Source organism: Bradyrhizobium huanghuaihaiense (assembly GCF_025200885.1).
Classification (GTDB): Bacteria; Pseudomonadota; Alphaproteobacteria; order Rhizobiales; family Xanthobacteraceae; genus Bradyrhizobium; species Bradyrhizobium huanghuaihaiense.
Genome location: NZ_CP104172.1, coordinates 9,461,985 through 9,488,262 on the forward strand (window position 1 = coordinate 9,461,985; position 26,278 = coordinate 9,488,262).

At 64.0% G+C, this 26,278-nt stretch carries 20 protein-coding genes and 1 pseudogene; 8 read left to right on the forward strand and 13 right to left on the reverse strand.

Annotation, left to right across the window (positions count from 1 at the left end; translation table 11 throughout):
• Positions 1-49: 49 nt before the first annotated feature.
• The 8 genes from N2603_RS44050 to urtA form a co-directional block, all read right to left on the reverse strand.
• A complete protein-coding gene (locus N2603_RS44050; protein WP_260387123.1) occupies positions 50-1,090 on the reverse strand; it encodes an aliphatic amidase in 1,041 nt (346 codons plus the stop codon).
• A gap of 42 nt (positions 1,091-1,132) precedes the next feature.
• Positions 1,133-1,510 (reverse strand): FmdB family zinc ribbon protein, encoded by a 378-nt coding sequence (locus N2603_RS44055; RefSeq protein ID WP_260387124.1) that lies wholly within the window; start codon positions 1,508-1,510, stop codon positions 1,133-1,135.
• A 107-nt stretch (positions 1,511-1,617) separates the two neighbouring features.
• On the reverse strand, positions 1,618-2,847 hold the full coding sequence (gene fmdA, locus N2603_RS44060; protein WP_018644393.1) for a formamidase: 1,230 nt from the start codon (positions 2,845-2,847) through the stop codon (positions 1,618-1,620).
• Positions 2,848-2,875: 28 nt separating this feature from the next.
• Entirely contained in the window at positions 2,876-3,565 is a 690-nt protein-coding gene (gene urtE / locus N2603_RS44065) for an urea ABC transporter ATP-binding subunit UrtE (protein ID WP_260387125.1), read from the reverse strand.
• Positions 3,566-3,576: 11 nt separating this feature from the next.
• Positions 3,577-4,332, reverse strand: a complete 756-nt coding sequence (urtD, locus tag N2603_RS44070; RefSeq protein WP_018644391.1) for an urea ABC transporter ATP-binding protein UrtD — start codon at positions 4,330-4,332, stop codon at positions 3,577-3,579.
• Positions 4,333-4,396: 64 nt separating this feature from the next.
• Complete coding sequence (urtC, locus tag N2603_RS44075; protein ID WP_183248423.1) at positions 4,397-5,539, reverse strand: urea ABC transporter permease subunit UrtC; 1,143 nt, start codon at positions 5,537-5,539, stop codon at positions 4,397-4,399.
• An 18-nt stretch (positions 5,540-5,557) separates the two neighbouring features.
• Positions 5,558-6,484, reverse strand: coding sequence for an urea ABC transporter permease subunit UrtB (gene urtB / locus N2603_RS44080; RefSeq protein WP_260387126.1), 927 nt, complete (start codon positions 6,482-6,484; stop codon positions 5,558-5,560).
• Positions 6,485-6,615: 131 nt separating this feature from the next.
• A complete protein-coding gene (urtA, locus tag N2603_RS44085; RefSeq protein ID WP_026312203.1) occupies positions 6,616-7,875 on the reverse strand; it encodes an urea ABC transporter substrate-binding protein in 1,260 nt (419 codons plus the stop codon).
• Between the two features lie 171 nt (positions 7,876-8,046).
• On the opposite strand from urtA, the gene N2603_RS44090 reads away from it, so the two are divergent.
• Positions 8,047-11,418: a hybrid sensor histidine kinase/response regulator gene (locus N2603_RS44090; protein ID WP_260387127.1), complete on the forward strand. Its 3,372-nt coding sequence runs from the start codon at positions 8,047-8,049 to the stop codon at positions 11,416-11,418.
• A complete protein-coding gene (locus N2603_RS44095) occupies positions 11,402-12,328 on the forward strand; it encodes a response regulator (RefSeq protein ID WP_260387128.1) in 927 nt (308 codons plus the stop codon). The genes N2603_RS44090 and N2603_RS44095 overlap by 17 nt, the downstream gene beginning before the upstream one ends.
• A gap of 214 nt (positions 12,329-12,542) precedes the next feature.
• Here N2603_RS44095 and N2603_RS44100 read toward each other — a convergent pair whose 3' ends face one another.
• Positions 12,543-14,045 carry a flavin-containing monooxygenase gene (locus N2603_RS44100; RefSeq protein ID WP_260387129.1) on the reverse strand — a complete coding sequence of 501 codons (1,503 nt, stop codon included), beginning with the start codon at positions 14,043-14,045 and terminating at the stop codon, positions 12,543-12,545.
• 125 nt (positions 14,046-14,170) lie between these two features.
• A complete protein-coding gene (locus tag N2603_RS44105; protein WP_260387130.1) occupies positions 14,171-14,929 on the reverse strand; it encodes a S1 family peptidase in 759 nt (252 codons plus the stop codon).
• Positions 14,930-15,033: 104 nt separating this feature from the next.
• Here N2603_RS44105 and N2603_RS44110 point away from each other — a divergent pair, with 104 nt between their 5' ends.
• Positions 15,034-15,669 (forward strand): HAD-IA family hydrolase, encoded by a 636-nt coding sequence (locus N2603_RS44110; protein WP_260387131.1) that lies wholly within the window; start codon positions 15,034-15,036, stop codon positions 15,667-15,669.
• Between the two features lie 121 nt (positions 15,670-15,790).
• Here N2603_RS44110 and mtnA read toward each other — a convergent pair whose 3' ends face one another.
• From mtnA to N2603_RS44125, 3 genes are all read right to left on the reverse strand, one after another.
• Complete coding sequence (mtnA, locus tag N2603_RS44115) at positions 15,791-16,897, reverse strand: S-methyl-5-thioribose-1-phosphate isomerase (protein ID WP_260387132.1); 1,107 nt, start codon at positions 16,895-16,897, stop codon at positions 15,791-15,793.
• Between the two features lie 18 nt (positions 16,898-16,915).
• Complete coding sequence (locus N2603_RS44120) at positions 16,916-17,791, reverse strand: S-methyl-5'-thioadenosine phosphorylase (protein ID WP_018644381.1); 876 nt, start codon at positions 17,789-17,791, stop codon at positions 16,916-16,918.
• Between the two features lie 263 nt (positions 17,792-18,054).
• Positions 18,055-18,327 carry a phosphopantetheine-binding protein gene (locus N2603_RS44125; RefSeq protein ID WP_260387133.1) on the reverse strand — a complete coding sequence of 91 codons (273 nt, stop codon included), beginning with the start codon at positions 18,325-18,327 and terminating at the stop codon, positions 18,055-18,057.
• 358 nt (positions 18,328-18,685) lie between these two features.
• Between N2603_RS44125 and N2603_RS44130 the strand changes: the two genes are divergently transcribed.
• The 5 genes and pseudogenes from N2603_RS44130 to N2603_RS44155 all read left to right on the forward strand — a co-directional run bounded on the left by N2603_RS44130 (position 18,686) and on the right by N2603_RS44155 (position 26,270).
• Positions 18,686-19,903 carry an acyl-CoA dehydrogenase family protein gene (locus N2603_RS44130; RefSeq protein ID WP_260387134.1) on the forward strand — a complete coding sequence of 406 codons (1,218 nt, stop codon included), beginning with the start codon at positions 18,686-18,688 and terminating at the stop codon, positions 19,901-19,903.
• 56 nt (positions 19,904-19,959) lie between these two features.
• Positions 19,960-20,940, forward strand: coding sequence for an amino acid--[acyl-carrier-protein] ligase (locus N2603_RS44135; RefSeq protein WP_260387135.1), 981 nt, complete (start codon positions 19,960-19,962; stop codon positions 20,938-20,940).
• A 73-nt stretch (positions 20,941-21,013) separates the two neighbouring features.
• On the forward strand, positions 21,014-21,889 hold the full coding sequence (locus N2603_RS44140) for an acyl-CoA acyltransferase (RefSeq protein ID WP_260387136.1): 876 nt from the start codon (positions 21,014-21,016) through the stop codon (positions 21,887-21,889).
• A 335-nt stretch (positions 21,890-22,224) separates the two neighbouring features.
• Positions 22,225-25,091, forward strand: a pseudogene (locus N2603_RS45175) (PAS-domain containing protein).
• A 204-nt stretch (positions 25,092-25,295) separates the two neighbouring features.
• Positions 25,296-26,270, forward strand: a complete 975-nt coding sequence (locus N2603_RS44155; protein ID WP_260387139.1) for a Bug family tripartite tricarboxylate transporter substrate binding protein — start codon at positions 25,296-25,298, stop codon at positions 26,268-26,270.
• Positions 26,271-26,278: the final 8 nt, after the last annotated feature.

Consider the following 26,278-nt stretch of genomic DNA (forward strand, 5'->3'; position numbering starts at 1 on the left):
GGGCCAATCGTCTCATTCTGCGCATGACTGGGCGCGCATCCGCGACGGCTCAGTAATTGCTGGCCGCCGCCTCATTGGGGATGCCGTCGATCGGGCACTCGTCGGTGCCCGGCGTCGAGCGGGTCATGGCCTCGACCATGTCGCGCGTGCCTTCGGGATCCTTGATCCAGTTCTTGTAGAAGTCATACGGGCAGGCCGCGACGCCACGCGGGCTGTCGCCGGAATTGATCATGCCGGTGTAGCCGCGGTGAACCAGCTTGTAGAGATGGTTCTGCGACTGGCCGTTGCGGCGCGCGTCGCGGATCAGATGTTTCGACAGCTGCGCGTACTGGATGCCGTAATCCTCTTCGCCGCACTCGCCGAGGGTGCGACCATCGAAGCCGATGATCGCGGAGTGGCCGAAATAGGAATAGACGCCATCGAAGCCGGCGGCGTTGGCGACGGCGACATAGACGTTGTTGGCCCAGGCCATGGCCTTTGAGATCATGACCTGCTGCTCCTTGGCCGGATACATGTAGCCCTGGCAACGCACGATCAGCTCGGCGCCCTTCATGGCGCAGTCGCGCCAGATCTCCGGATAATTGCCGTCGTCGCAAATGATCAGGCTGACCTTGAGCCCTTTCGGGCCTTCGGAGACATAGGTGCAATTGCCGGGATACCAGCCCTCGATCGGCACCCACGGCATGATCTTGCGATACTTCTGCACGATCTCGCCCTTGTCGTTCATCAGGATCAGGGTGTTGTAGGGCGCCTTGTGCGGATGCTCCTCATGGCGCTCGCCGGTGAGCGAGAACACGCCCCACACTTTCGCTTTGCGGCAGGCCTCGGAGAAGATCGCGGTTTCCTCGCCCGGCACCACGGACGCCGTCTCGTACATCTCCTTGGAGTCGTACATGATCCCTTGCGTGGAGTATTCCGGGAAGATCACGAGGTCCATGCCGGGCAGGCCGACCTTCATGCCGACGATCATCTCGGCGATCTTGCGGGCGTTGTCGAGCACCTCGGCCTTGGTGTGCAGGCGGGGCATCTTGTAGTTCACCACTGCGACGCCGACCGTGTCGTTGCTGCTGGAGATGTCACCGTGAAGCATGTTGAGCGCTCCTGTACTTTATTTGTTTGATGTTGGCGTGCGTTAGTGGCTGATCATCCAGGGCCGCGCCGTCGGAAAGCCCTTGGCGCCGCTTTTGGTCTTGGTCATGAGCCGCGCGGGCTTTTTCTTGTCGGACCCGTTCTTGTCCTTCACGGTCTTGCCCGAGGAACAGCAGCCGCAGCCCGGGCCGTGCGAGGCCTTGTATTGCGCCAGCGTCTGCGGCGCGTGCGAGCTGCGCTCGTTGACGGCGTGCGCCTTGCGCTTCTCCGCAGGCATGCAGAAGAAATTCGGCGCGGTCAGGATCACCCGCGGCGCCATGGTCTCGCAGTGCGGGCAGCTCTGCGGATCGTCGCATTCCGCCATCGGGCGGAGGTCTTTGAAGGGACCACAGTCGTCACAGAGATATTCGTAGACCGGCATCGCATCATCCCCAACGCGTGTTCAACACAGCTCCCTGCTACCGCCCATGCGGCGACAGCCCCTCACCCGCCCCTCTCCCCGTGAGCACGGGGAGAGGGAGCGCAGCGTCACTTGTCCGGCGAGATCGGCATCTGGATATCGCCGGTGATGTGCTTGATGGGTCCGGCCGCCGACGGCATCACGTCGAAGTCGAATATCTCCGTTGGCAGCCACAGCGTGGCGCAGGCATTGGGTACGTCCACGACACCGGAGATGTGGCCCTGGCACGGCGCCGTGCCGAGGATCGAATAGGCCTGGGCGCCGGAGTAGCCGAACTTCTTCAGATACTCGATGGCATTGAGACAGGCCTGGCGATAGGCGATGTGGACGTCGAGATAATGCTGCTTGCCGGCCTCATCGACCGAGATGCCTTCGAAGATCAGATAGTCCTTGTAGTTCGGCGTGATCGGCGACGGCTTGAAGATCGGGTTCTTGATGCCGTATTTCGACATGCCGTCCTTGATCACCTCGACCTTGAGGTGCAGCCAGCCGGCCATTTCGATCGCGCCGCAGAAGGTGATCTCGCCGTCGCCCTGGCTGAAATGCAGATCGCCCATCGAGAGACCCGCGCCGGGCACGTAGACCGGGAAGTAGATCTTCGAGCCGCGCGAGAGATCCTTGATGTCGCAATTGCCGCCGTGCTCGCGCGGCGGCACGGTGCGCGCGCCCTCCGCGCCGATCTTGGCCTTGGCATCGCCCTTGGCGCGACCGCCATGGGCGGTCGGCGCGAACGGCGGATTGGCAAGGCCGGGCACGCGGGTCGGGTTGGTCGAGATCAGCTCGGCCTCGCGCTTGTTCCACGTCTCCAGCATCTTCGGATCGGGCAGACATCCGATCAGGCCGGGATGGATCAGGCCGGCGAAATTGACGCCGGGCACGTGGCGCGACGAGGTGTAGAGGCCTTTGATGTCCCAGATCGACTTCTGCGCCAGCGGGAAATGGTCGGTGAGGAAGCCGCCGCCATTCTGCTTGGAGAAGAAGCCGTTAAAGCCCCACAGGCTCTCCTTGAGCGGGCCGACGTCGAGCAGGTCCACGACGAGAAGATCGCCGGGCTCGGCGCCCTTGACGCCGATCGGACCGGAGAGGAAGTGCACGATCGACAGGTCGATGTCGCGCACGTCGTCGGCGGAATCGTTGTTCTTGATGAAGCCGCCGGTCCAGTCATACGTCTCGATGATGAAATCGTCGCCGGGATTGACCCAGGCTACGATCGGGATATCGGGGTGCCAGCGGTTGTGCACCATGTCATTTTCGTAAGCCGACTTGGTGAGATCGACCTTGATCAGTGTCTCTGGCATCGAGATGCTCCCCTTTTACTACGGTTGGTTAGACGGACAGATATTTCGAGACCTGCGCGGCATCGACGGCGTCGCGCGGATCGTCGCGCACGATCTCGCCGTTCTCGATCACCAGCACACGGTCGGCGATGTCGAGCGCGAAGCTCAGGACCTGCTCGGACACGACGATCGAGAGCCCCCTCTCGTCGCGGATGCGCTTCAGCGTGCGCGCCATCTCCTTGATGATCGAGGGCTGGATGCCTTCAGTCGGCTCGTCCAACAGCAGCACCTTGGGCTTGGTCGCGAGCGCCCGCGCAATCGCGAGCTGCTGCTGCTGGCCGCCGGAGAGATTGCCGCCGCGGCGGCCCTTCATCTCCAGCAGCACCGGAAACAATTCGTAGATGTCTTCAGGCACCTCGGATCCGCCGGAGACCACGAGACCGGTCTCGATGTTCTCCTTCACCGTCATGGTGGAGAAGATCATGCGGCCCTGCGGCACATAAGCGAGGCCTTTGGCGACGCGCTCGTAGCTCGGCAGGCTACCCAGCTCGGCACCGTCCATGGTCACCGAGCCGCTCTTGGTCGGCAGGATGCCCATCAGCGATTTCATCAGCGTGGTCTTGCCCATGCCGTTGCGGCCCATGATCGCGACGATCTCGTTCGGCGCGACCTTGACGTTGAGCCCGTGCAGCACCTCGCTCTGGCCGTAGGCGACGTGAAGATCGGAAATTGCCAGCATCAGCACGCTCCTTAGTGGCCGAGGTAGACTTCAACGACCTTGGGGTCGTTCTTGACTTTCTCCATGGTGCCTTCCGAGAGGATCTGGCCCTGGTGGAGCACGGTGACCTTGTGCGCGATGTCCTCGACGAACTTCATGTCGTGCTCGATCACCAGCACCGAGCGGTTCTTGATGATGCGGTTGAGCAGCTCGGCGGTCTTGGCGCGTTCGGACACGCTCATGCCGGCGACAGGCTCGTCCAGCATCAGGAGGTCCGGGTCCTGGATCAGCAGCATGCCGATCTCGAGCCATTGCTTCTGGCCGTGGCTGAGCAGGTCGGCATTCATGTGCAGCCGGTCCTTCAGGAAGATCATCTCGGCGACCTCGTGCACCCGGTCGCGCACGGCGGCATCGCGTGTGAAGGTCAGCGCGCCGAACACCGAGCGTCCGCGCGGATAGGAGATCTCGAGATTCTCGAACACGGTGAGATCGTCGTAGATCGACGGGTTCTGGAACTTGCGACCGACCCCTGTCTTGACGATCTCGTTCTCCCTCATCCGCGTCAGCTCCTTGCCGCGGAACTGGATCGAGCCAGACGTGGCTTTGGTCTTGCCGCAGATCAGGTCGAGCACGGTGGTCTTGCCGGCGCCGTTGGGGCCGATGATGACGCGGATCTCGTTCTCGTCGACGTAGAAGGAGAGATCGTTGACCGCCTTGAACCCGTCGAACGAGACGGTGAGCGCTTCGACGGCGAGCAGGAATTCCTTGGGCTGATGACCGACGAGCATGACCTATCTCCTCACTGCCAGCGTGGCATCGGCATCGTGATGACCTACGAGCATGACGATCTCCTCACTCCGCCGGGGCGCCGTCGGCGACCGAGCTGTCGGTCCAGCCGTCGGGTTTCGATTTGCGCGAGGCGATCAGGCGATCGATGCGCGGCTGCACATAGTCGCCCCAGATCCCGGCAAGACCGTTCGGGAAGGCCAGCACCACGGCGATGAACAGGCCGCCGAGGCCGAACAGCCACAATTCAGGGAAGGTTTCCGACAGGCTGGTCTTGGCGAAGTTGACCAGCAGCGTGCCGTAGATCGCGCCCAGGATCGACAGCCGGCCGCCGACCGCGGTGTAGATCACCATCTCGATCGACGGCACGATGCCGACGAAGGACGGCGACATGAAGCCGACATTGAGCGCGAACATGGCGCCGCCGATCGCGGCGAAGACGGCGGCGATGCAGAAGGCGAATATCTTGAAGTTCGCGACGCTGTAGCCGGAGAAGCGGACGCGGTCCTCCTTCTCCCGCATCGCGACCAGGATGCGCCCGAGCTTGGAGTGGCGGACGAACTGCGCGATCATGATGCAGACGAACAGGCAGCCGACCTCGAAGAAGTACAGCACGATCTTGGCGTGGTCGGGCCGGATGTCCCATCCCTTCAGCGTGCGCAGATCGGTCATGCCGTTGATGCCGCCGGTGTAGCCCTGCTGGCCCACGATCAGGATGGTCAGGATGGCGGCGACCGCCTGGGTGATGATGGCGAAATAGGTGCCGCCGACACGGCGCTTGAACATCGCTGTGCCGATGATCAGCGCGAAGATGCCGGGCACGAGGATGATGGCGGCGATGGTGAAGGTAAGGCTGTTGAAGGGCTTCCAGAAGAACGGCAGCGCCGTGATCTGATTCCAGTCCATGAAGTCGGGGATGCCGGGGGTGGACTGGATCTTGGTGTTCTCCACGCTCGACGCCTCGAGCTTGAGGAACATGGCCATGCAGTAGCCACCGAGCCCGAAGAACACGCCCTGGCCGAGGCTCAGGATGCCGCCATAGCCCCAGCAGATCACGAGGCCCAGCGCGACGAAGGCGTAAGTCAGATATTTTGCGACGAGGTTGAGCCTGAAGACATCCAGCGTGAGCGGCAGCACCACCACGAGGAAGACCGCGAGCACCAGAATTCCGATCAGCTCCGATCGATTGAAGAACCGATTGTCGGTCATAACATCAGCCCCATTTTCTCACTTGCGGACCTTGAGGGCGAACAGCCCCTGCGGCCGCAACATCAGGATTCCGACAACGGCGAGCAGCGTCAGCACCTTGGCCATCGAGCCCGACATGAAGAACTCGAGGGTCGATTGCGTCTGCGAGATCGAGAAGGCCGAGGCGATGGTGCCGAGCAGGCTGGCGGCGCCGCCGAACACGACCACCAGGAACGTGTCGACGATGTAGAGCTGTCCGGAGGTCGGTCCGGTCGAGCCGATCATGGTGAAGGCGCTGCCGGCAATGCCGGCGATGCCGCAGCCGAGGCCGTAGGTATAGCGATCGACCTTTTCGGTGTTGATGCCGACGGCGCCGGCCATGATGCGGTTCTGCACGACGGCGCGCACCTGGCGACCCCAGCGCGACTTGTACATCACATAGGCGACGCCCACGGTGATCAGGACGGTGAGGCACATCACGAAGACGCCGTTGATCGGCACTTCGATGCTGTCGGTGACGTGCAGCGATCCGAGCATCCATTGCGGCAACTCGACGCCGACCTCGCGCGCGCCGAACACGGAGCGATAGGCCTGCTGCAGCATCAGGCTGAGGCCCCAGGTCGCCAGCAGCGTATCGAGCGGACGCTTGTAGAGGTGCCGTATCAGCACCCATTCCACCAGCATGCCCAGCGCACCGGATGCGAGGAAGGCCAGGATCATCGCAAGGAAGAAGTAGCCGCCGAACAGGCTCGGCATGTAGGCCTGAAACAGATTGGAGGTCATCCAGGTGACGTAGGCCCCGAGGATCATGAACTCGCCATGGGCCATGTTGATGACGCCCATCTGGCCGAAGATGATCGCAAGACCGAGCGCCATCAGGACGTAGACCGAGAACAGGATCAGTCCTGCAAAGCCCTGCATGACGAAGATGGAGCCAAGGTCACCAAGCGAGTAGTCGCCGAACATCGATGTCCTCCGTCGGGGAAAGGGTCCCGCGTCGCGATGCAGAGTCGCGACGCGGGGGTCGTGGGCATGGACTTGCAATCCACGCCAGGGAGCGGTTTTGCCTTTGGGGAAAGCGCGAGTGATGTCGCTGCTTACTGGTAACCCTTCGGGAACGGATCCGGCTCGACGAGATCGGCGGTCTCGTAGATCAGCTCGAACTGGCCATCGAGCTTGGCGCGTCCCACCCGGGTCTTCGACCAGAGGTGATGGTTCTCGTGGATGCGCACATAGCCTTCCGGCGCGCCCTTGAACTCGACGCCCGGCGAAGCCGCCGCGATCTTGTCGACGTCGAAGGAGCCGGCCTTCTCGACCGTCAGCTTCCACAGCCACGGGCCGAGATAGGCAGCCTGGGTGACGTCTCCGATCACGGTCTTCTCGCCCCAAGCCTTCTTGAACGCCGGCACGAACGCCTTGTTGTTGGGATTGTCGAGCGACTGGAAGTACTTCATGCAGGCATAGGCGCCTGCGATGTTCTCGCCGCCGATGCCGTCGATCTCGTCCTCGGTGACCGAGATCGTCAGCAGCGGCTGCTTGGCGAGGTCGATGCCGGCGGCCTTGAGCTGCTTGTAGAAGGCGACGTTGGAGCCGCCGACGACGTCGGTGAAGATCACGTCGGGCTTGGTCAGCTTGATCTTGTTGATGACCGAGTTGAACTGGGTCGACCCGAGCGCGTAGTACTCCTCGCCGACGACCTTGCCCTTCAGCACGTTCTCGACGTGCTTGCGCGCGATCTTGTTCGAGGTGCGCGGCCAGATGTAGTCGGAGCCGATGAAGAAGAAGGTCTTGGCGCCCTTTTCCTTGGCGATCCAGTTCAGGCCGGCGAGGATCTGCTGGGTCGCCTCCTGGCCGGTGTAGATCACGTTCTTGGACTGCTCGAGGCCTTCATAGAAGGTCGGGTAGTAGAGCATGCCGTTGTACTGCTCCATGACCGGCAGCACGGCCTTGCGCGAGGCCGAGGTCCAGCAGCCCATGATCGCCGCGACCTTGTCGTTGACCAGCAGCTTCTTGGCCTTTTCGGCGAAGGTCGGCCAATCGGAGGCGCCGTCTTCCTGGATGAACTTGATCTTGCGGCCGAGCACGCCGCCCATGGCGTTGATCTGCTCAATGGCGAGCTTCTCGGCCTCGATCGAGCCGGTCTCGGAGATGGCCATGGTGCCGGTGGCCGAATGCAGGATGCCGACCGTGACCTCGGTGTCGGTGACGGCGAGACCCGTGGTGTTGACCGCCGAGGTCGCCGGGGCCTGCGCGAAAGACGCCCGCGGCAGCATCGTGATGGCCGGCACGGCCGCCATTCCCATCAATAGTTTACGCCGGAGCGGCGACAACAGGCCCTTGTTTGCTTCGTCTGACATGAGCACCCCACTTTTTGTTCGAGGACACGCGATTGGTGCCGTGAGGATGGCTCGAATTTGTGCAGCGCAAGCATACGCAAGATCGCGTATACTGCACCGCAAAATACCGACGTAGGCTTTTGGTACGGGATTTGCGAGGGCTCCGGGTCCGTATCGGGAGTGGGGTAAAGAGTGGCAGGGCGGCAGCGAATAGACCGCGTCAGGCGCCAGTACAACCAATGGGTTGCCAACCAGACGCTGGAAGACTACGCGCTGCGCTTCACCGCCAAGAGCGCGCGGCGATGGTCCGCCGCCCGTGTCGCCAACACCGCGATCGGCGCGATCTCCTTCCTGGTGCTCGAGGCGATCGGCGGCACCATCACCCTCAATTACGGCGTCACCAACGCCGCGGCCGCGATCCTCGTCGTCTCCGCCATCATCTTCTGCTGCGGCGTGCCGATTGCCTATCATGCCGCCAAATGCGGCATCGACATCGACCTCCTGACCCGCGGTGCCGGCTTCGGCTATATCGGCTCGACCGTGACGTCGCTGATCTACGCCTCCTTCACCTTCATCTTCTTCGCGGTCGAGGCGGTCATCCTGGCGACTGCGCTGGAGATGTGCTTGGGGATCCCGCGCCCGGTCGGCTATCTCATCAGCGCGGTCGCGATCATCCCGCTCGTGACCTACGGCATCACGCTGATCAGCCGCTTCCAGCTCTGGACGCAGCCGGTCTGGGTCGTCCTGCACATCCTGCCCTTTGTCGCGATCGCCTGGGCCAATCCCCACTCCTTCACGGAGTGGCGCAAATTCTCCGGTGAGCACGGCGACCTCAACGGGCAATTCGATCTGCTGCTGTTCGGCGTGGCGTCGTCCGTGGTGTTCTCGCTGGTGGCTCAGATCGGCGAGCAGGTCGACTTCCTCAGGTTCCTGCCGCGCGATCGCCGCGCCTCCAGGGCATCGTGGTGGATCGCGCTGATGAGCGCGGGGCCGGGCTGGATCGTGCTCGGCGCGCTGAAGCTGCTGGCCGGCTCGTTCCTGGCGTTCTTTGCGCTGAGCCACGGCGTGCCGCCCGAAGAGGCCGCCGAGCCCGCGCATATGTATCTCGTGGCGTTTCGGTACGTGCTGTCCGAGCCGGACCTCGCGTTGGCCCTGACCGGCATCTTCGTGGTGCTGTCGCAGATCAAGATCAACGTCACCAACGCCTATGCCGGCTCGATCGCGTGGTCGAATTTCTTCTCGCGCCTGACCCATAGCCATCCCGGCCGCGTGGTCTGGCTGGTGTTCAACGTGATGGTGGCGCTGCTGCTGATGGAGATCGGCGTCTACAAGGCGCTGGAGCAGACGCTGGCGCTCTACTCCAACGTCGCCATCGCATGGGTCGGCGCGCTGGTGTCCGACCTCGTCGTCAACAAGCCGCTCGGCCTGCGTCCGCCGCAGATGGAGTTCAAGCGCGCGCATCTCTACGACATCAACCCGGTCGGCGTCGGCGCCATGACGCTCGCGATCATCGTCTCGATCGCGGCGTTCTACGGCCTGTTTGGCCCGACGATGAAGGCGCTGGCCGCCTTCGTCGCACTGACGGTCGCCTTCGTCACCGCGCCTGTGATCGCCTGGCTGACGGACGGAAAATTCTACATCGCGCGCAAGCCGAAGCGGAGCTGGGCCAATATCGAGGCGATCCAGTGCTGCATCTGCGAGCACAGTTTTGAGCCGGAGGACACCACCTCCTGCCCCGCCTATGCCGGTCCGATCTGCTCGCTGTGCTGCTCGCTCGACGCCCGCTGCCACGACCTCTGCAAACCGCATGGACGTGCGCAGGTGCAGTTCTCCGAGGCGCTCGGCAAGATCCTGCCGCAGCCGATCTATCAGCGGATCAACTCGCAGTTCGGCCATTACGTCGGCGTGTTCGTGGTCTCCGCCGGTCTCGTCGCGCTGGTGCTGGGGCTGATCTATCTGCAGACCTCGGCGAGCGTGCACGGCGAGAACCTGCTGGTCTCGAACGTGCTGTGGAAGGTTTTCTTCTCGCTCAGCATCATCATCGGTGTTGTGGCCTGGCTGTTCGTGCTGGCACAGCAGAGCCGCCGCGCGGCGGAAGCGGAGACGCGGCGGCAGACCACGCTGCTGATCCAGGAGATCGACGCGCACAAGCGCACCGACGCCGAACTGCAGCGCGCCAAGGAGGTCGCCGAATCCGCCAACCTCGCCAAGAGCCGCTATGTCGTCGGCCTCAGCCACGAGCTGCGTTCGCCGCTGAATGCGATCAGCGGCTATGCGCAGCTGCTCGAGCAGGATGCAACGCTCAACACCAAGCCGCGCGACCAGGTCCGCGTCGTCCGCCGCAGCGCCGATCACCTCTCCGGGCTGATCGACGGCATCCTGGACATCTCCAAGATCGAGGCGGGGCGGCTGTATCTGTCGCGCGACGAGGTGCGCCTGAGCGAATTCCTCGACCAACTCGTCGGCATGTTCCGTCTCCAGGCCGCCGCCAAGGGCATCGACTTCGTGTTCAGACGTCCCGCGCATCTGCCGGTCGTGGTCTATGCCGACGAGAAGCGGCTGCGCCAGGTGCTGATCAATTTGCTCTCCAACGCGATCAAATTCACCCAGACCGGCAGCGTGCAGTTCGTCGTGCACTATCGCAGCCCCGTTGCCGAGTTCGAGGTGATCGACACCGGCCCGGGCATCCAGGGCGACGATCTCGAGCGCATCTTCGCGCCGTTCGAACGCGGCGCGCTCGGTGTCGCGCAGCCGCAGACCGGAACCGGCCTCGGGCTGACGATCAGTCGGCTGCTGGCCGGCGTCATGGGCGGCGACATCAAGGTCTCCAGCACGGTCGGCACCGGCTCAACGTTCAAGGTCAAGATCCTGCTGTCGGAGGTCACCAATCCCCAGCGCATCGCGCCGGTGGAGGCGCCGGTTTCCGGCTATCACGGCGCGCGCAAGACCATCCTGATCACCGACGACGACCCCGTGCATCGCGATCTCTTGCGCGAGGTGCTGACACCGCTCGGCTTCATCCTGCTCAGCGCGCCCGATGGCGCGGGATGCCTGGCGCTGGCGCAACATTGCCGGCCCGATCTGTTCCTGCTCGACATCTCCATGCCGGCCATGGACGGCTGGGCCGTGGCAGAAGCCTTGCGCGCCAGCGGTCATCACCAGGCGCGCATCCTGATGGTCTCGGCGAGTGCGCTGGAGGCCCACGGCACGCCGCTGGCGCAGCCCTTCCACGACGGCTATCTGATGAAGCCGATCGACATCCCGCGGCTGTTGGAGACGATCCGCCAGCTCCTCAAGATCGAATGGCAGTACGGCTCGGACGAGATCGCGGTGCCGTTCTGGCGGCCCGAGAGCGGCTCACGGCCGCCGGCGCGACACATCGAGGCGTTGATCGGGCTCGGCCAGATCGGCTACGTCAAGGGCATCCAGCTCAAGCTGGACGAGATCGGCAGCGAGCACCCGGAGCATGCCGACTTCGTCGCGCAGATGCGGTCGCTGGTCGATCGCTTCGATCTCGACCAGTACATGGCCACATTGAAGACGTTGCATGCTTATGAGCATTGAACCAAAGAAGCGCGACGTCGCGCTCGTTGTGGACGATTCTCCCGAGACGCTGCGGCTGCTCACCGATGCGCTCGACGGCGCCGGCATGACGGTCATGGTGGCGCTCGACGGCGCGGCCGCGATGCGGATCGTCGACCAGATCACGCCCGACATTGTCCTGCTCGATGCCGTGATGCCTGGCATCGACGGGTTCGAAACTTGCCGCCGCCTCAAGCGCGATGCGGGCCTTGCCAACGTCCCCGTGATCTTCATGACCGGCCTTGCCGAAACCGAGCACATCGTGCGCGGACTGGACGCCGGCGGCGTCGACTACGTGACCAAGCCGATCGTGATCGAGGAGATGCTGGCGCGCATCCGCGTTCATCTCGGCAATGCGCGGCTGACCCAGAGCGCGCGAGCCGCGCTCGACGTCTCCGGCCGCTTCCTGTTCGCGGTCAACCGGCAGGGCAATTTGCTCTGGGCAACCCCGCAGGCCCAGAAGCTGCTGGCCGATCATCACGGCGCGCAGGCCGACGACTTCGTCCTGCCGCCGTCACTGCTGCAATGGCTGGAGCAAGCCAAGGGCAAGGGCAGCGCGAAATCGCAAGCGGCGTCCCTGCCCGACAATCCGCAGCTCCGCTTCTACTACATGGGCGAGACCGCGCCGAACGAATTTCTGCTGCGGCTGTCCAAGGAAGCCGGCACGGCGCTGCCGCCCGAATTCACCAGCGAGCTCGGCCTCACCACCCGCGAAGGCGAGGTGCTGGCCTGGCTCAGCAAAGGCAAGACCAACCGCGACATCGCGCAGATTTTGGGCCTCAGCCCGCGCACGGTCGACAAGCATCTGGAGCAGATCTATTCCAAGCTCGGCGTGGAGAACCGCACGGCGGCCGCGGCGATTGCCGCGAATGCGACGCGAAGGAATTCGTAGCGGTGCTGCGACTGAGTTGAAACGCCGCTAGCCCAGCCAATGGTGTCGTCCCGGACAAGCGCAGCGAAGCGAAGCACAGATCCGGGACCCATAACCACCGAACGTGATTTGACGAAGACTTGGAGTTACCAGTCCCGCCCCAACTTCTCCCTGTGGTTATGGGTCCCGGCCTGCGCCGGGACGACACTGAGTATGTGGTGACGCTTACCACCCCTCACCCATAAACAAATGCCTTGTCATCCAGATCCGTCTTCGGGATCTCGTCCTTCTCGGTCCAGTAGTCCTGGCTGTGCTGCCATTCCGGCTTGTCGCCGCGCTTGGGCAACAGATTCATGTTGCGCATGATGTAGCCCGGATTGAAGTTCTCCGGATCAATCCAGGGCAGGATCGGCATGTTGTGGTCTTCGGGGCGCAAGCTCACCTCGACCTTCTTCTTGCCCTTGGCCTTCATGTGGCCGAGCAGGCGACAGACGAAATCGGCGACGAGATCGACGCGCAGCGTCCAGCTGGCGCGGAAATAGCCGAACACCCAGACCAGGTTCGGCACGCCCGTGAACATCATGCCGCGATAGGTGACGGTGTCGCCGAAGGCGAGCGGCTTGCCGTCGATCTCGAAGGCGATGTCGCCGAGTGCCGAGAGATTGAAGCCGGTCGCGGTGACGATGACGTCCGCTTCCAGCAGCTTGCCCGATTTGAGCTGGATGCCGTTCTCGACGAAGCATTCGATCTCGTCGGTGACGACGGAGGCCTTGCCGCTGGCGATGCCCTTGAACAGGTCGGCATCCGGCACGAAGGCGATGCGCTGCCGCCACGGCCGATAGGATGGCGTGAAATGCGTCTCGACGTCGTAGTCGGGACCGAGCACCGCACTGATCTGGCCGATCAGCTCCTTCTTCACCTGCTCGGGCTTGGCCAGACAGAGTTTTGTGAACGCGTCCTGCTCGAACAGGATCTTGCGGCGGACGATCTCGTGAATCCAGGCCTCCTCGACCTGGAGCCGGCGCAGCTCCTCGGCGATCTCGATGGCGTTGCGGCCGAGACGGAAATAGGTCGGCGAACGCTGCAGCATGGTGACATGCGCGCAACTGTCCGCGATGTTCGGCACCAGCGTCGCCGCGGTCGCACCGGAGCCGATCACGACGACTTTCTTGCCTGCGAGATCGATATCATCCGGCCAGGTCTGCGGATGGACGATGCGGCCCTTGAAGCGGTCCATGCCCTTCCATTCCGGCGTGTAGCCTTCCGAATGGCGGTAATAGCCCTGGCACATCCAAAGGAAGTTTGCGGTAAAGGTCTTAGCCTCGCCCGTATCGGTGGTCGTCGCCTCGATGGTCCAGAGATTCTGCTCGCTCGACCAGCTCGCGGAATTGATCTGGTGCTTGTAGCGGATGTGCCGGGCAATATCGTTGTCGTCGATCACCTCGCTCATATAGGCGAGAATCTCCTCGGCGGTCGCGATGGGCGGGCCGACCCAGGGCTTGAAGCTGTAGCCGAAGGTGTGGAGATCGCTGTCCGAGCGGATGCCGGGATAGCGATGCGTGCTCCAGGTGCCGCCAAACGTCGCCTGCGTTTCGAGGATGACGTAGCTCGTACCCGGCAGCTGCTTTTCAATATGGTAGGCGCTGCCGATGCCGGAGATGCCGGCACCGACAATCAGCACGTCGAAATGCTCTGAGGCCTGCTTGGTGGTGGCGTGACTGCGAACAGCGACATTCATTGTTGCTTCTATGCCTTGCTTGTTTTTGTGGCCGTCCTTGACCGGACGACGCGTTTCCTCCGCGACGGGCATGGTCGCCCATCGCGCTTCCGCTTCAAAATGACATAGATCAAGTCGCGGTCAAACTACAACGCCGCACCCCAGCTCCGCGCGGTCTGCAGAATCCAGTCGCGATAGAGCGTGAGCGGCGTGACACCGGTCAGGCCGCCGCAGCCGGCGGCGCCGTTCGGTCCCGTCGACCAGCTGATGAGCCCGACGAGCATCGTGCCACTCGGCTTGTCCTCGAACACCGGACCGCCGGAATCGCCGGTGCAGGCGCCAATTCCATCGCGAACTCCGTTGGTTACGGGATCGACCAGCCGGATCTGCAGCGTGCCCGGCTGCCCCGTGGCGACGAGACCGGCAACGCGCGTCGCGCCGCCGCTCTTGCCGTCACCACGCACAGTGACGCCGATACCGGCGATGACGAAGCGACTGCCGACCTGAATCGGAATAGTCGGCATGCCGACCGGCACCGTCGATTTTCCCTTCAGTGGAATTTCCAGTTGCAGCAGCGCAACGTCGGCGGTGGCGCGATGTGCCTGCATCGCCTGCATGTTGAAGTTCGGATGGATCGCGACGGTACGGACGTTCAGCAATTGCGGCGCGCCGTCGGCACCGCGATCGACGATCTTGTAGTCGGCACCGGGCTGCACGCAGTGAGCGACCGTCAACACGAGTTTTAGCGCGATCAGGGTGCCGGTGCAGAAATTGCCGCGCGAGCCGACGATGGTGACGACCGCGCGCGCGACGCCATCGGCCTGCGGCGTGCCGCCGCCGACGATGGCGTGAGCGGGTGTTGCGAGCAGCAGCGAGGCTGCGACGAACGTGGCAAGCTTCTTCATGGGAACACGCATCGGCATTGGTGAAGGCGGACGATTGCTTCGGACTGGCTCTTGCCGATAGCGCATGCTAGCCCTCTTGGAAAGGAATTGACGAGGGTCGGATCGTGGCGATCGAGGCGGTGATCTTTGATTTTGGCGGCGTGCTGACGAGCTCGCCGTTCGAGGCGTTCACGCGATTCGAGACCGCGCGCGGCCTGCCCGCCGACATCATCCGGCGCACCAACGCGGCCAACCATCTGGAAAATGCCTGGGCCAAATTCGAGCGGGCCGAGGTCGATATCGAGACCTTCGATCGTTTGTTCGCCGAGGAATCGCTCGCGCTCGGCGCCGAGGTCCGCGGCCGCGACGTGCTGCCGCTGCTCCAGGGCGATCTGCGGCCGGAGATGGTCGAGGCCTTGAAGCGCATCAAGGCGCAGTTCAAGACGGGCTGCATCACCAACAATCTGCCGGCCAACGCCATCGGCAGCATGACGGGACGCTCGCTCTACATCGCCGAGGTGATGGTGCTGTTCGATCACGTCATCGAATCCGCCAAGATCGGCCTGCGCAAGCCCGACCCGCGCATCTATCAACTGATGGTCGAGACGCTGAAGGTCGATCCGAGGAATTGCGTCTATCTCGATGATCTCGGCGTGAACCTGAAGCCGGCGCGCGAGATGGGCATGACCACGATCAAGGTGACGAGTGGCGCGCAGGCGATTGCCGAGCTCGAGAAGGCGACGGGGTTGAAGTTGGGGTAGCGCGTCATACTCCGTCATTGCGAGCGCAGCGAAGCAATCCAGACTGCCTCCGCGGAAAGACTCTGGATTGCTTCGCTGCGCTCGCAATGACGGCGCGGCAGCATCTCGCCTGGTGAACTGCCTACTCCGCCGCAGCCGCGATCCGCTCCGGAAACGCCGCGGCCAGCGCGGCACGATCGGGCTTAAGCACACCGCGCTCGGTGATGAGACCGGTGACGAGCCGCGCCGGGGTCACGTCGAAGGCATAGTTCGCGACCGGTGAGCCCTCAGGCACGATGCGTACCGTTTCCAATCGGCCATCGGCGGTGCGGCCCGTCATATCGGTGACCTCGGCTCCACTGCGCTGCTCGATCGGAATGTCCCTGATACCGTCACTCACGGCAAAATCGATCGTCGGCGACGGCAGCGCGACGTAGAACGGCACGCCGTTGTCATGCGCGGCGAGCGCCTTGAGATACGTGCCGATCTTGTTGCAGACATCGCCGTTGGCGGCGACGCGGTCGGTGCCGACGATGGCGAGATCGACCATGCCGTGCTGCATCAGATGCCCGCCGGTATTGTCGGGGATCACGGTGTGCGGCACGCCGTGATGGCCGAGCTCCCAGGCGGTGAGCGAGGCGCCCTGGTTGCGCGGCCGCGTCTCGTCGACCCAGACATGGACCTTGATGCCGCGCTCATGCGCGAGATAGATCGGTGCCGTCGCGGTGCCCCAGTCGACGGTGGCGAGCCAGCCGGCGTTGCAATGGGTCAGCACGTTGACCACTTCGCCCGGCTTCTTCGCCGCAAGCGCCTCGATCAGCGCAAGGCCGTTGCCGGCAATGCCGCGGTTGATCTCGACGTCCTGCTCGACGATCTCGTCGGCGCGCGCATAGGCGGCCTCCGCCCGTTCCAGCGGATCGATCGGCGCGAGCGCCGTGCGCATCTCGTCCAGCGCCCATTTCAAATTGATCGCGGTCGGCCGCGCCACGACGAGCGTGTCGTAGGCCCGCTTCAGGCCGGCATCGGAGGCATCCTCGCGCATCGCGAGCGCCATGCCGTAGGCGGCGGTCGCACCGATCAGCGGCGCGCCGCGCACCAGCATGTCGCGGATCGCGACGGCCGCGTCCTCGCACGACGTCAGGCGCGCGATGACGAATTCATGCGGCAGCCGGCGCTGGTCGATCGCGCCGACCGACCAGCCGTCGCGCTCGCGCCAGATGCTGCGGAAATGCTTGCCGTCGACCTTCATGGCATTCTGCCTTTCGTATCACGCCCGCAGGATGCGCCCGGCCACCGCATCGAGCTTCTTCAGGAGCTCGGGATCGCGCGCCTCGGGCGCCGTGATCAGCGCGGTGTCGAGCGCGCGGTCCGAACCGATCGGGCACGGTTCGTGCTCGCGCGGGAAATCCTTCGCCAGCCGCGCCACCAGCGCCTTGGCCTTGTCGGCGTTCGAGGTCAAGACGCGAATGATGTCCTGAACGGTGACGGCATCGTGGTCGGGATGCCAGCAGTCGAAATCCGTCACCATCGCGACGGTAGCGTAGCAAATCTCGGCCTCGCGCGCGAGTTTTGCTTCGGGCATGTTGGTCATGCCGATCACCGAATAGCCCAGCGTCTTGTAGGTCATGCTCTCCGCATAGGTGGAGAATTGCGGCCCTTCCATGCAGACATAGGTGCCGCCGCGCGCGATCGCGAGACCTTCCGCTTCAGCGGCCGCGGCAAGATGGATGCGCAGCCGCGGCGAGACCGGGTGCGCCATCGACACATGCGCGACACAGCCGCGGCCGAAGAACGAGCTCTCGCGCTTGTGGGTGCGATCGACGAACTGGTCGATGAGGACGAAGGTGCCGGGCGGCAGTTCCTCCTTGAAAGAGCCGCAGGCTGACAGCGAGATCAGGTCGGTGACTCCGGCCCGTTTGAGCACGTCGATATTGGCGCGATAATTGATGTCCGATGGCGACAGCCGGTGGCCCTTGTCGTGCCGCGGCAGGAACACGATCGGCAGCCCGGCGATGGAGCCGCGCCTTAAAGGCGCCGACGGCTCGCCCCAGGGGCTCTCGATCACCTCTTCGCGCGCGCCCTCGAGACCCGGCAGGTCGTAAATGCCGGAGCCACCGATGATGCCCAATACCGCCTGCGTCATACCCGCTCCACCCTGTTCGCCACGTGCGACATGGTTAAAGCTATGCCAGTTTTGCGGCGGTTTTGGAACGGGGGTGGTGGGGAGATGGCGGGACTGTGAGGTGCGCAGCCGCGAACCTCGGTGTCGTCCCGGCGAAGGCCGGGACCCATAGCCACCGGCGGTGGTTTGGCGAAGACTCGTAGTTCGGTACTACGACCTTGAACGATTGATAGATCGCGCGGTATGGGTCCCGGCCTTCGCCGGGACGACACCGATAACTTTGACTAAGCCGCAGTCGCCAGCCGCAGCTGCGTCGCGACCATCCGCTCCAGCGTCTCGACCGACTGGAAGTTCTCCGGCGTGATCTCGGACTGCGGGATGGTGAAGTCGAACTCGGCTTCGACGCCGAGCATGAGATTGACCATGTCCATCGAGGTCAGGCCGACGTCGACGAGCTTGGCCGACGGGGTGACGTCGGCGGACAGCGAGTTCTGCGCGAGGATGCCCTTCACCAGCTTGATGATGCGATTGCGCAATTCGGGTTCGAAGGCCTGCATCGGTAAATTCCCATCTGTCTATGGAAGGTCGGGCCGGACTGCCGGGTACGATGGGCAGGGACGGCCGATCCCGCAATGGGCGTCACCTTTACTTCGCGTTTCTTAGTAAACGATGACTCAGATTGTCTGAAATCGATGCCTCTTCCAGTTCACTAACGCGATCGCGGAAATCCGGAGGATGCAAAAAACCGGGCTTTAACTGTCCATTCGGAATTGGGCTTCGTTTACCCTCTATTTCATCGACGAATTTGAATTAAATCCGTAGCCTCGTCTCACAAGCAAAGATGGCCGGAGGATCGTTTACACGCATCGCGAATGATGCCGGCGATCCTGAACGGCAAACCGGAGGCGGACGAGTATGAACGTGCGTGAAGCGGTCCTCACTGTCGACGAAACAGAGACGAGTTTTCTCGAGCAGGGTCCGTCCCTGATCGAGCGCGCGGCCCGGACCGCCGCAGCGGCCGCGGCTGACGCAGACGGGGTCGATCGCGACGCCCGCTTCCCGCATAAAGCTTTCGACGTCGCGCGCGAGCAAAAGCTGCTCGGCGTGATGATCCCCGTCGAGTTCGGCGGCTTCGGCGCCTCCATCCACGACGTCACCGACATCTGTTACACGCTCGGACGCGCCTGCGCTTCCACGGCGATGATCTACGCGATGCACCAGACCAAGGTCGCCTGCGTCGTCAGGCACGGCCACGGCATTCCCTGGATGGAAACCATGATGCGCCGGGTCGCGCGTGACCAGTGGCTGCTCGCCTCCTCCACTACCGAAGGCCAGAACGGCGGCAACATCCGCGCCAGCGCCGCCGCCGTCGACCACGCCGGCGACACCGTCTCGCTGGTGCGCGACGCCACCGTGATCTCCTACGGGGCCGAGGCCGACGGTCTCGTCACCATCGCCCGCCGCGCCACCGAGGCCGCCGCCTCCGACCAGGTCCTGCTGGCGCTCGCCAAGGACGATTATTCGCTGAAGCAGACGCAAGGGTGGGAAACACTCGGCATGCGCGGCACCTGCTCGACCGGTTTCGAGCTGAAGGTCGATTGTCCCGCCGACCGTGTCTTCCCTGAAGCCTATGACAAGATCCACGCCCAGACCATGACGCCCTTTGCGCATCTGTGCTGGTCGTCGGCCTGGGCCGGCATTGCGGCAGCCGCGGTGACGCGCGCGCAGGCCTTCATCCGCAAGGCGGCCCGCGCGTCCGGCGGCCAGATGCCGCCGGCGGCCGCGCATTTCACCGCCGCAAAGATGTCGCTAGCAAAACTGCGCGCGCTGATTTCGGCCAACATCGACGCCTTTTCCCGCGCCGAGCATGACGAACGCGCGCTCGGCTCGCTCGACTTCCAGTCCTCGATCACGCTGTTGAAGGTGCAGGCCTCCGAGCTCGCGGTCGAGACCGTGATGCATGCGATGCGCACCGCGGGCCTTTCCGGCTACCGCAACGACGGCGAGTTCACCATGGGCCGTCACCTTCGCGACGTGCTGTCGTCGCCGATCATGATCAACAACGACCGTATTCTGGCCAACGCCGCGACCTCGACGCTGATGAGCGGCGTGCCATCGAGCCTTCATGACTGACGTGCCTTCCCGACCAGATCAACAAGAACAATTTCGAGATAGCAGGACATCGACCCATGAATATTGCCGTCCTCCCCAATTCGCCTGAAACCGCGCCGCAAATCGTCGATCCGCTCGATCATCTCGCCGACAAGCTGTTCCACCGCATGGGCTCGGACGGCGTCTACGCCCGCACCGCGCTCTATGAGGGCATTGTCGAGAAGCTCGCCGCGCTGATCACTGGCCATCGCGAGGCCGGCACCGAAGCCTTGCGCTTCCCGCCGGTGATGAGCCGCGCGCAGCTGGAGAAGTCCGGCTATCTCAAGAGCTTCCCGAACCTGCTCGGCTGCGTCTGCGGCCTACATGGCACCGAGCGCGAGATCAACGCGGCGGTGAGCCGGTTCGATGCCGGCGGCGACTGGACCACGTCACTGTCGCCCGCCGACCTCGTGCTGTCGCCGGCGGCCTGCTATCCCGTCTATCCGATCGCGGCGAGCCGCGGCCAGTTGCCGAAGGGCGGCCTGCGCTTCGACGTTGCCGCCGACTGCTTCCGCCGCGAGCCGTCGAAGCATCTCGACCGGCTGCAATCGTTCCGGATGCGCGAATATGTCTGCATCGGCACGCCCGACGACGTCGCCGATTTCCGCGAGCGCTGGATGGTGCGCGCGCAGAAAATCGCGACCGATCTCGGCCTGACCTTCCGCGTCGACTATGCCAGCGATCCCTTCTTCGGCCGCGTCGGCCAGATGAAGGCGGTGAGCCAGAAGCAGCAGCAGCTCAAGTTCGAGCTTCTGATCCCGCTGCGCTCGGAGGAGCAGCCGACCGCCTGCATGAGCTTCAACTATCACCGCGAGCATTTCGGCACGACCTGGGGCATCCAGGACGCCAATGGCGAGCCGGCGCACACCGGCTGCGTCGCCTTCGGCATGGACCGCCTGGCCGTCGCCATGTTCCACACCCACGGCACTGATCTGTCCGCTTGGCCCGCCAAGGTGCGGGACATGCTGGGCCTGCAGCCGCAAGCCGCGGCAGAAGCCCATGGCGAAGGCTGGCGCTAGAGCATGATCCCGAAGAGATCATGCTGAAACGATAGACCAAACGAGGCCGACCATTTCCACGGGCAAGACGAGCGTGATCCATACCAAGGTCCGTTGCCGCGAGATCACCGAGTCCGACGTCGAGAAGATCGCGGACTTGCTGACGCGCGGCTTCGTCGGCCGCTCACGCGAATACTGGATGCAGGGCCTGCGCCGGCAGGCCTTCCGGCCCGTGCCGGAAGGCTATCCGCGCTTCGGCTACATGCTCGACAATGACGGCGATCCCGTCGGCGTGCTGCTGCTGATCTACACGACGCGAAAGCACGGCGAAGAGACCGCCATCCAGTGCAATTTGTCGAGCTGGTATGTCGATCCGGCCTACCGCAACTACGCTCCGTTCCTGACCAAGGTCGCGCAGCGGCACAAGGACGTCACCTATCTCAACATCAGCCCGGCGCCGTGGACCTGGCCGATCATCGAGGCCCTGGGATTTCGCAATTACTGCCGCGGCATCTTCTTTTCGGTGCCGGCGCTGGCGCGCGCCCCGCGCTGGAGCAAGATCGAGGTGATCTCCCAGCACGCCAAGGCGATCGACGGGCTTTCCCAGGACGAGACCGAGCTCCTGACGCGGCATGCGCGTTACAATTGCCTCAGCATCGTCTGCCGCACGCCGAAGGGAACGTTCCCCTTCATCCTGCAACCGGTGCGCATCCGCCGCGGCTTCATCGCGCCGCCCGCGATGAAGCTGATCTACTGCCGCAGCGCCGCCGAGTACGCCGAATGCGCCGGCCGCATCGGCCGGCTGCTGCTGCGGCTCGGCAAGATCTCGGTAGCGGTCGATGCCAACGGCCCGATTCCCGGCCTCGCCGGCATCTACACCGAACGGCGCGGCCGCAAATATTTCAAAGGCCCGCACCGACCGCAGCTCGCCGACCTCACGGATACGGAGCTCGTGCTGTACGGGCCGTAGGCACTGTCGTCCCGGCGAAGGCCGGGACCCATACCGCGTGATCTGTCTGTAAACACACAGTGCTAGTACCGCGGGACAGCCTGTTCACTACCAGTCTTCGCCAAACCTCTCCCTGTGGTTATGGGTCCCGGCCTTCGCCGGGACGACGGCGGAAATTGCGGCCAACTCTGGCTTGCAAGCGCCTCAGCATGCTCGCGGACCAAACAAGTTCTCACCATCGCCGGTCACCCTCCGTAAACTACTGCGCTTAAGGGAATTTTCCCGCCTCTTCGCTACCCTCGGCAGCGGAATTACGTTGCGTTAAGTCTATTGCCCGCCGAGATCATGCCGACCCCATGACGTCGACCCGCGACAACGAGCTTGGTGCACGCCGCGAGCAGGGCCCGGAGGCCCTGGTCGCGCTGAGCCAGCTTGCGCTCGATCGCATGGAGCAAGGCGTCTGCGTTTACGATGCCGACAACAGGATCGTGCTGGTCAACCAGCGCTACCTCTCGCTGTTCGACCTGTCCGCCGAAATCGTGCGCATCGGTACGAGCTACCGCGAGGTGCTCGCGCACAGTGCGAGCCGCGGCAACTTCCCGGAGATTGAGCTCGACGCGCTGTATTCGGCGCGGATCGCAGAGATCGCAGGCGGCAAGCCGTTCCGGACCGAGCAGCGGCTGGCAAGCGGCCTCGTCATGTCCCTCGAGCTGAAGCCACTTCCGGGCGGCGGCTGGATGACGATCTGCGACGACGTCAGCCGCCTTTCCCGGCTCGAGGCGGAATTGCACGTGCAGACCGAACGCAGCCAGCATGCGCTCGCCAACATGTCGCACGGCCTCATCATGTATGGCGCAGACAGCCGCGTCGTCCTGTGCAACGAGCGCTTCCTGAAGCTCTACAATCTCGACCCCGACATCGTAAAACCCGGCGTCGCACACAGCACGGCCATCGAGCACTGGCTCGCGCGCGGTAACGTGGCGGGCATGCCGGCGGAGGAATTCCACGACACCAGGCTCGAGGACGTGCGCGCCAGGAAAGCGAAGACCCTGCTGGTGATGCGCTACGACGGGCGGATGGTGCAGGCGGTCTCCCGCTTCCTTCCCGACGGCGGCTGGGTGACGGTGCACGAAGACGTCACCGAACGGCTGCAATACGAGGAGACACTGCGGCGGCAGAACTTCATTCTCGACGCGGCGCTGGAGAACATGGCGCACGGGCTCGCCTTCTACGACAGCGACATGCGCCTGCGCGTCTGCAACACCACCTACCGCAAGATCTACCTGCTCTCGCCGGAGGAGACGAGACCCGGCACGCATCTCGGCGAGCTGATCGAGCGATCGATGGCGAACGGCGCGTTCGCCTCGGAATACACCCCCCAACAGATCCTGGAAGCCGCCCGCGCGCGGATCGCGAACCGCGATTCCTCGCCGACGCGCCGGCGCATGTCGAACGATACCGTGATCTCGGTCCGCTATTGCGCGCTGGCCGAAGGTGGCTTCGTCGCCACCTATGAAGACATCACCGAGCGCGAGCACGCGGTCGAGGAGCTGAGCGAGCAGTATCGGCGTTTCGATGCGGCCCTGAACAACATGAGCCAGGGCCTATGCATGCTCGATTCGAGCCTGCGCGTGATCGTCTGCAACCGCCGCTATATCGAGATGTACGGTCTCTCGCCTGACATGGTGAAGCCGGGCGTCTCGATGCGCGAGATCATGGAGCACAGTTGCGCGCTCGGCATTCATCCCAACATGTCCGGCGCCAAGCTCTATGCCGATTATGTCGAGCGGCTGCGCGAGGGCGAGCACACGCTGCACCGCCATTTGAGCGACGGCCGCATCATCAAGCTCAATCACAAGCGGATGGAGCATGGCGGTTGGGTCGTCACCTATGAGGACGTCACCGAGCGACACAAGGCGCAGGCCCGCGTGGCGCATATGGCGCGACACGACTCCCTGACTGACTTGCCAAACCGCACCCTGTTCCGCGAGAAGATGGGCGAGGGCTTGAACCACGTCGCGATGCCGGCGGTGCAATGGCGGTGCTGTGCTTCGACCTCGACAATTTCAAGACCGTCAACGACCGTCTCGGCCATGCCGCCGGCGACCGGTTGTTGCGCTGGGTCGCGGCCCGCCTGAAGGAGAATGTCGGCGAGCACGATACCGTCGCGCGGCTCGGCGGCGACGAGTTCGCCGTGCTCCAGCGCGGCCCGCAGCCACAATCGGCCGAACAGCTCGCCCGCCGCCTGGTCGAGATCATCGGCCACCCGCCGCAGCTAGAAAGCCAGGCGATCCATGTCGGCGTCTCCGTCGGCATCGCGATCGCGCCCGATCACGGCCTGGACGCCGACGAGCTGATGAAATGCGCCGACCTCGCGCTGTACCAGGCCAAGGCCAAGGGGCGCGGCGCCTACCAGCTGTTCGAGCCCGAGATGGAGGAAGAGGCGCGCCGCCGGCACGCGCTGGAGCACGATCTGCGCGGCGCGCTGGAGTCCAACCAGTTCCATCTGGTGTTCCAGCCGCAGATGCGGCTGGATTCGACCGAGCTCACCGGCTTCGAGGCGCTGCTGCGCTGGAAACATCCCTCGCGCGGCCTGGTCTCGCCCGCCGAGTTCATCCCGATCGCTGAGGAGAACGGGCTGATCGTTCCGATCGGCGAATGGGTGCTGCGCACGGCCTGTGCCACTGCAGCGTCCTGGCCCGACGTCACCGTCGCGGTGAACCTGTCACCGGTGCAATTCCGCTCGCGCGGACTGGCGACGATGGTCACGAGTGCGCTCGCGGAAGCCGGGCTGCCGCCGCAACGCCTCGAGCTCGAGGTCACCGAGACGGCGCTGCTTGACGACAGCGAAGCAACGATCGAGATCCTGCATCAGCTCCGCGCACTCGGCGTGCGCGTCAGCCTCGACGATTTCGGCGTCGGCTATTCCTCGCTGAGCTATTTGCGCAAGTTTCCGTTCGATCGCATCAAGATCGACCGCTCCTTCGTCGGGACGCTCGGTGAAAGCCCGGAGAGCGTTGCCATCGTCCGCACCATCGCCAGCCTCGGCTCCGTGCTCGGGGTCGAGACCACGGCAGAAGGCGTGGAGACCGCGGAGCAACTCGACTTCGTGCGCGAATGCGGCTGCACCGCGGTGCAGGGCTATTATTTCGGCAAGCCGTGCCCGGCGGCCGAGGTCGGACGCACCATCGAGACGCTGAACGCGGTCCGGCGCGTGGCGTAAGGGCTTCAGGCCCCCTCAAATTCCGCGTCTCGGCACACTTCCAAACGACCAATTGTCGCACGTCTCGTTTTGCGCGGGGGCACTGCCACGCCCATGCGGGCGATCCGCTCAATGCGCTTTTCTTCTCCCATGATTTCGGGGACAATCCGCTCATAACAACGAGAAACGGCGGTCCAAGGAGACCGCTGCGAGGGAGGTGTTTCGATGTCGCGATACGGGCTGAAGCCGATTGCCTTTGCCGCCATGCATGTTGTGGGCGCATTGCTCGCGACCGCTGCCAGTGCGCAGGACTATCCCACCAAGCCGGTCACGCTGATCGTGCCGTGGCCGGCCGGCGGCTCGACCGACATCTCGATGCGCGCCATCGCCGACAGCGCCTCGAAGGTGCTGGGGCAGCCGATCGTGATCGACAACAAGGCCGGCGGCGGCGGCACGGTGGGACCGGCGACCATGGCCGCGGCCGCGAAGCCGGACGGCTATACCATCTCGCAGATTCCGATCACCGTGTTCCGCCTGCCCCTGATGCAGGAGGTGTCATGGGATCCGGCGAAAGACTTTACCTATATCATCCACCTCACCGGCTACACGTTCGGCGTGACCACCAGCGCGGAATCGCAATTCAAGTCCTGGAAGGACGTGGTCGACTTCGCCAAGGCCAACCCGGGCAAGGTGACTTATGCGACGCCGGGCACCGGAACCTCGCTGCATATCGGCATGGAGCAGATCGCGGCGATGTCCGGCATCAAGCTCACGCAGGTGCCGTTCAAGGGCGGCGCCGAGACCAACGCAGCCGTGCTGGGACAGCACACGATGCTCCAGGCGGATTCGACGGGCTGGCGGCCGCTGGTCGACGCCGGCAAGGTGAAGCTGCTGATGGTGTGGACCGGCGCGCGGTCGCCGAACTATCCTGATGTGCCGACGCTGAAGGAGCTCGGCTATCCCATGGTCTATGACTCCCCGTTCGGCATCGCGGGGCCGAAGGGCATGGATCCAAAGATCGTCGCCAAGCTGCACGACGCCTTCAAGAAGGCGGTCGAGGATCCCGCGGTGATCGCCACGCTCGCCAAATACGACATGGTGCCGAACTACAGGAACACCGAGGACTACAAGAAGTTCGTCGTCGAGGTCACGGAGTCCGAGCGCAAGGTGATCGACACGCTTGGACTGGCGAAGAAGTAAAATCGCGC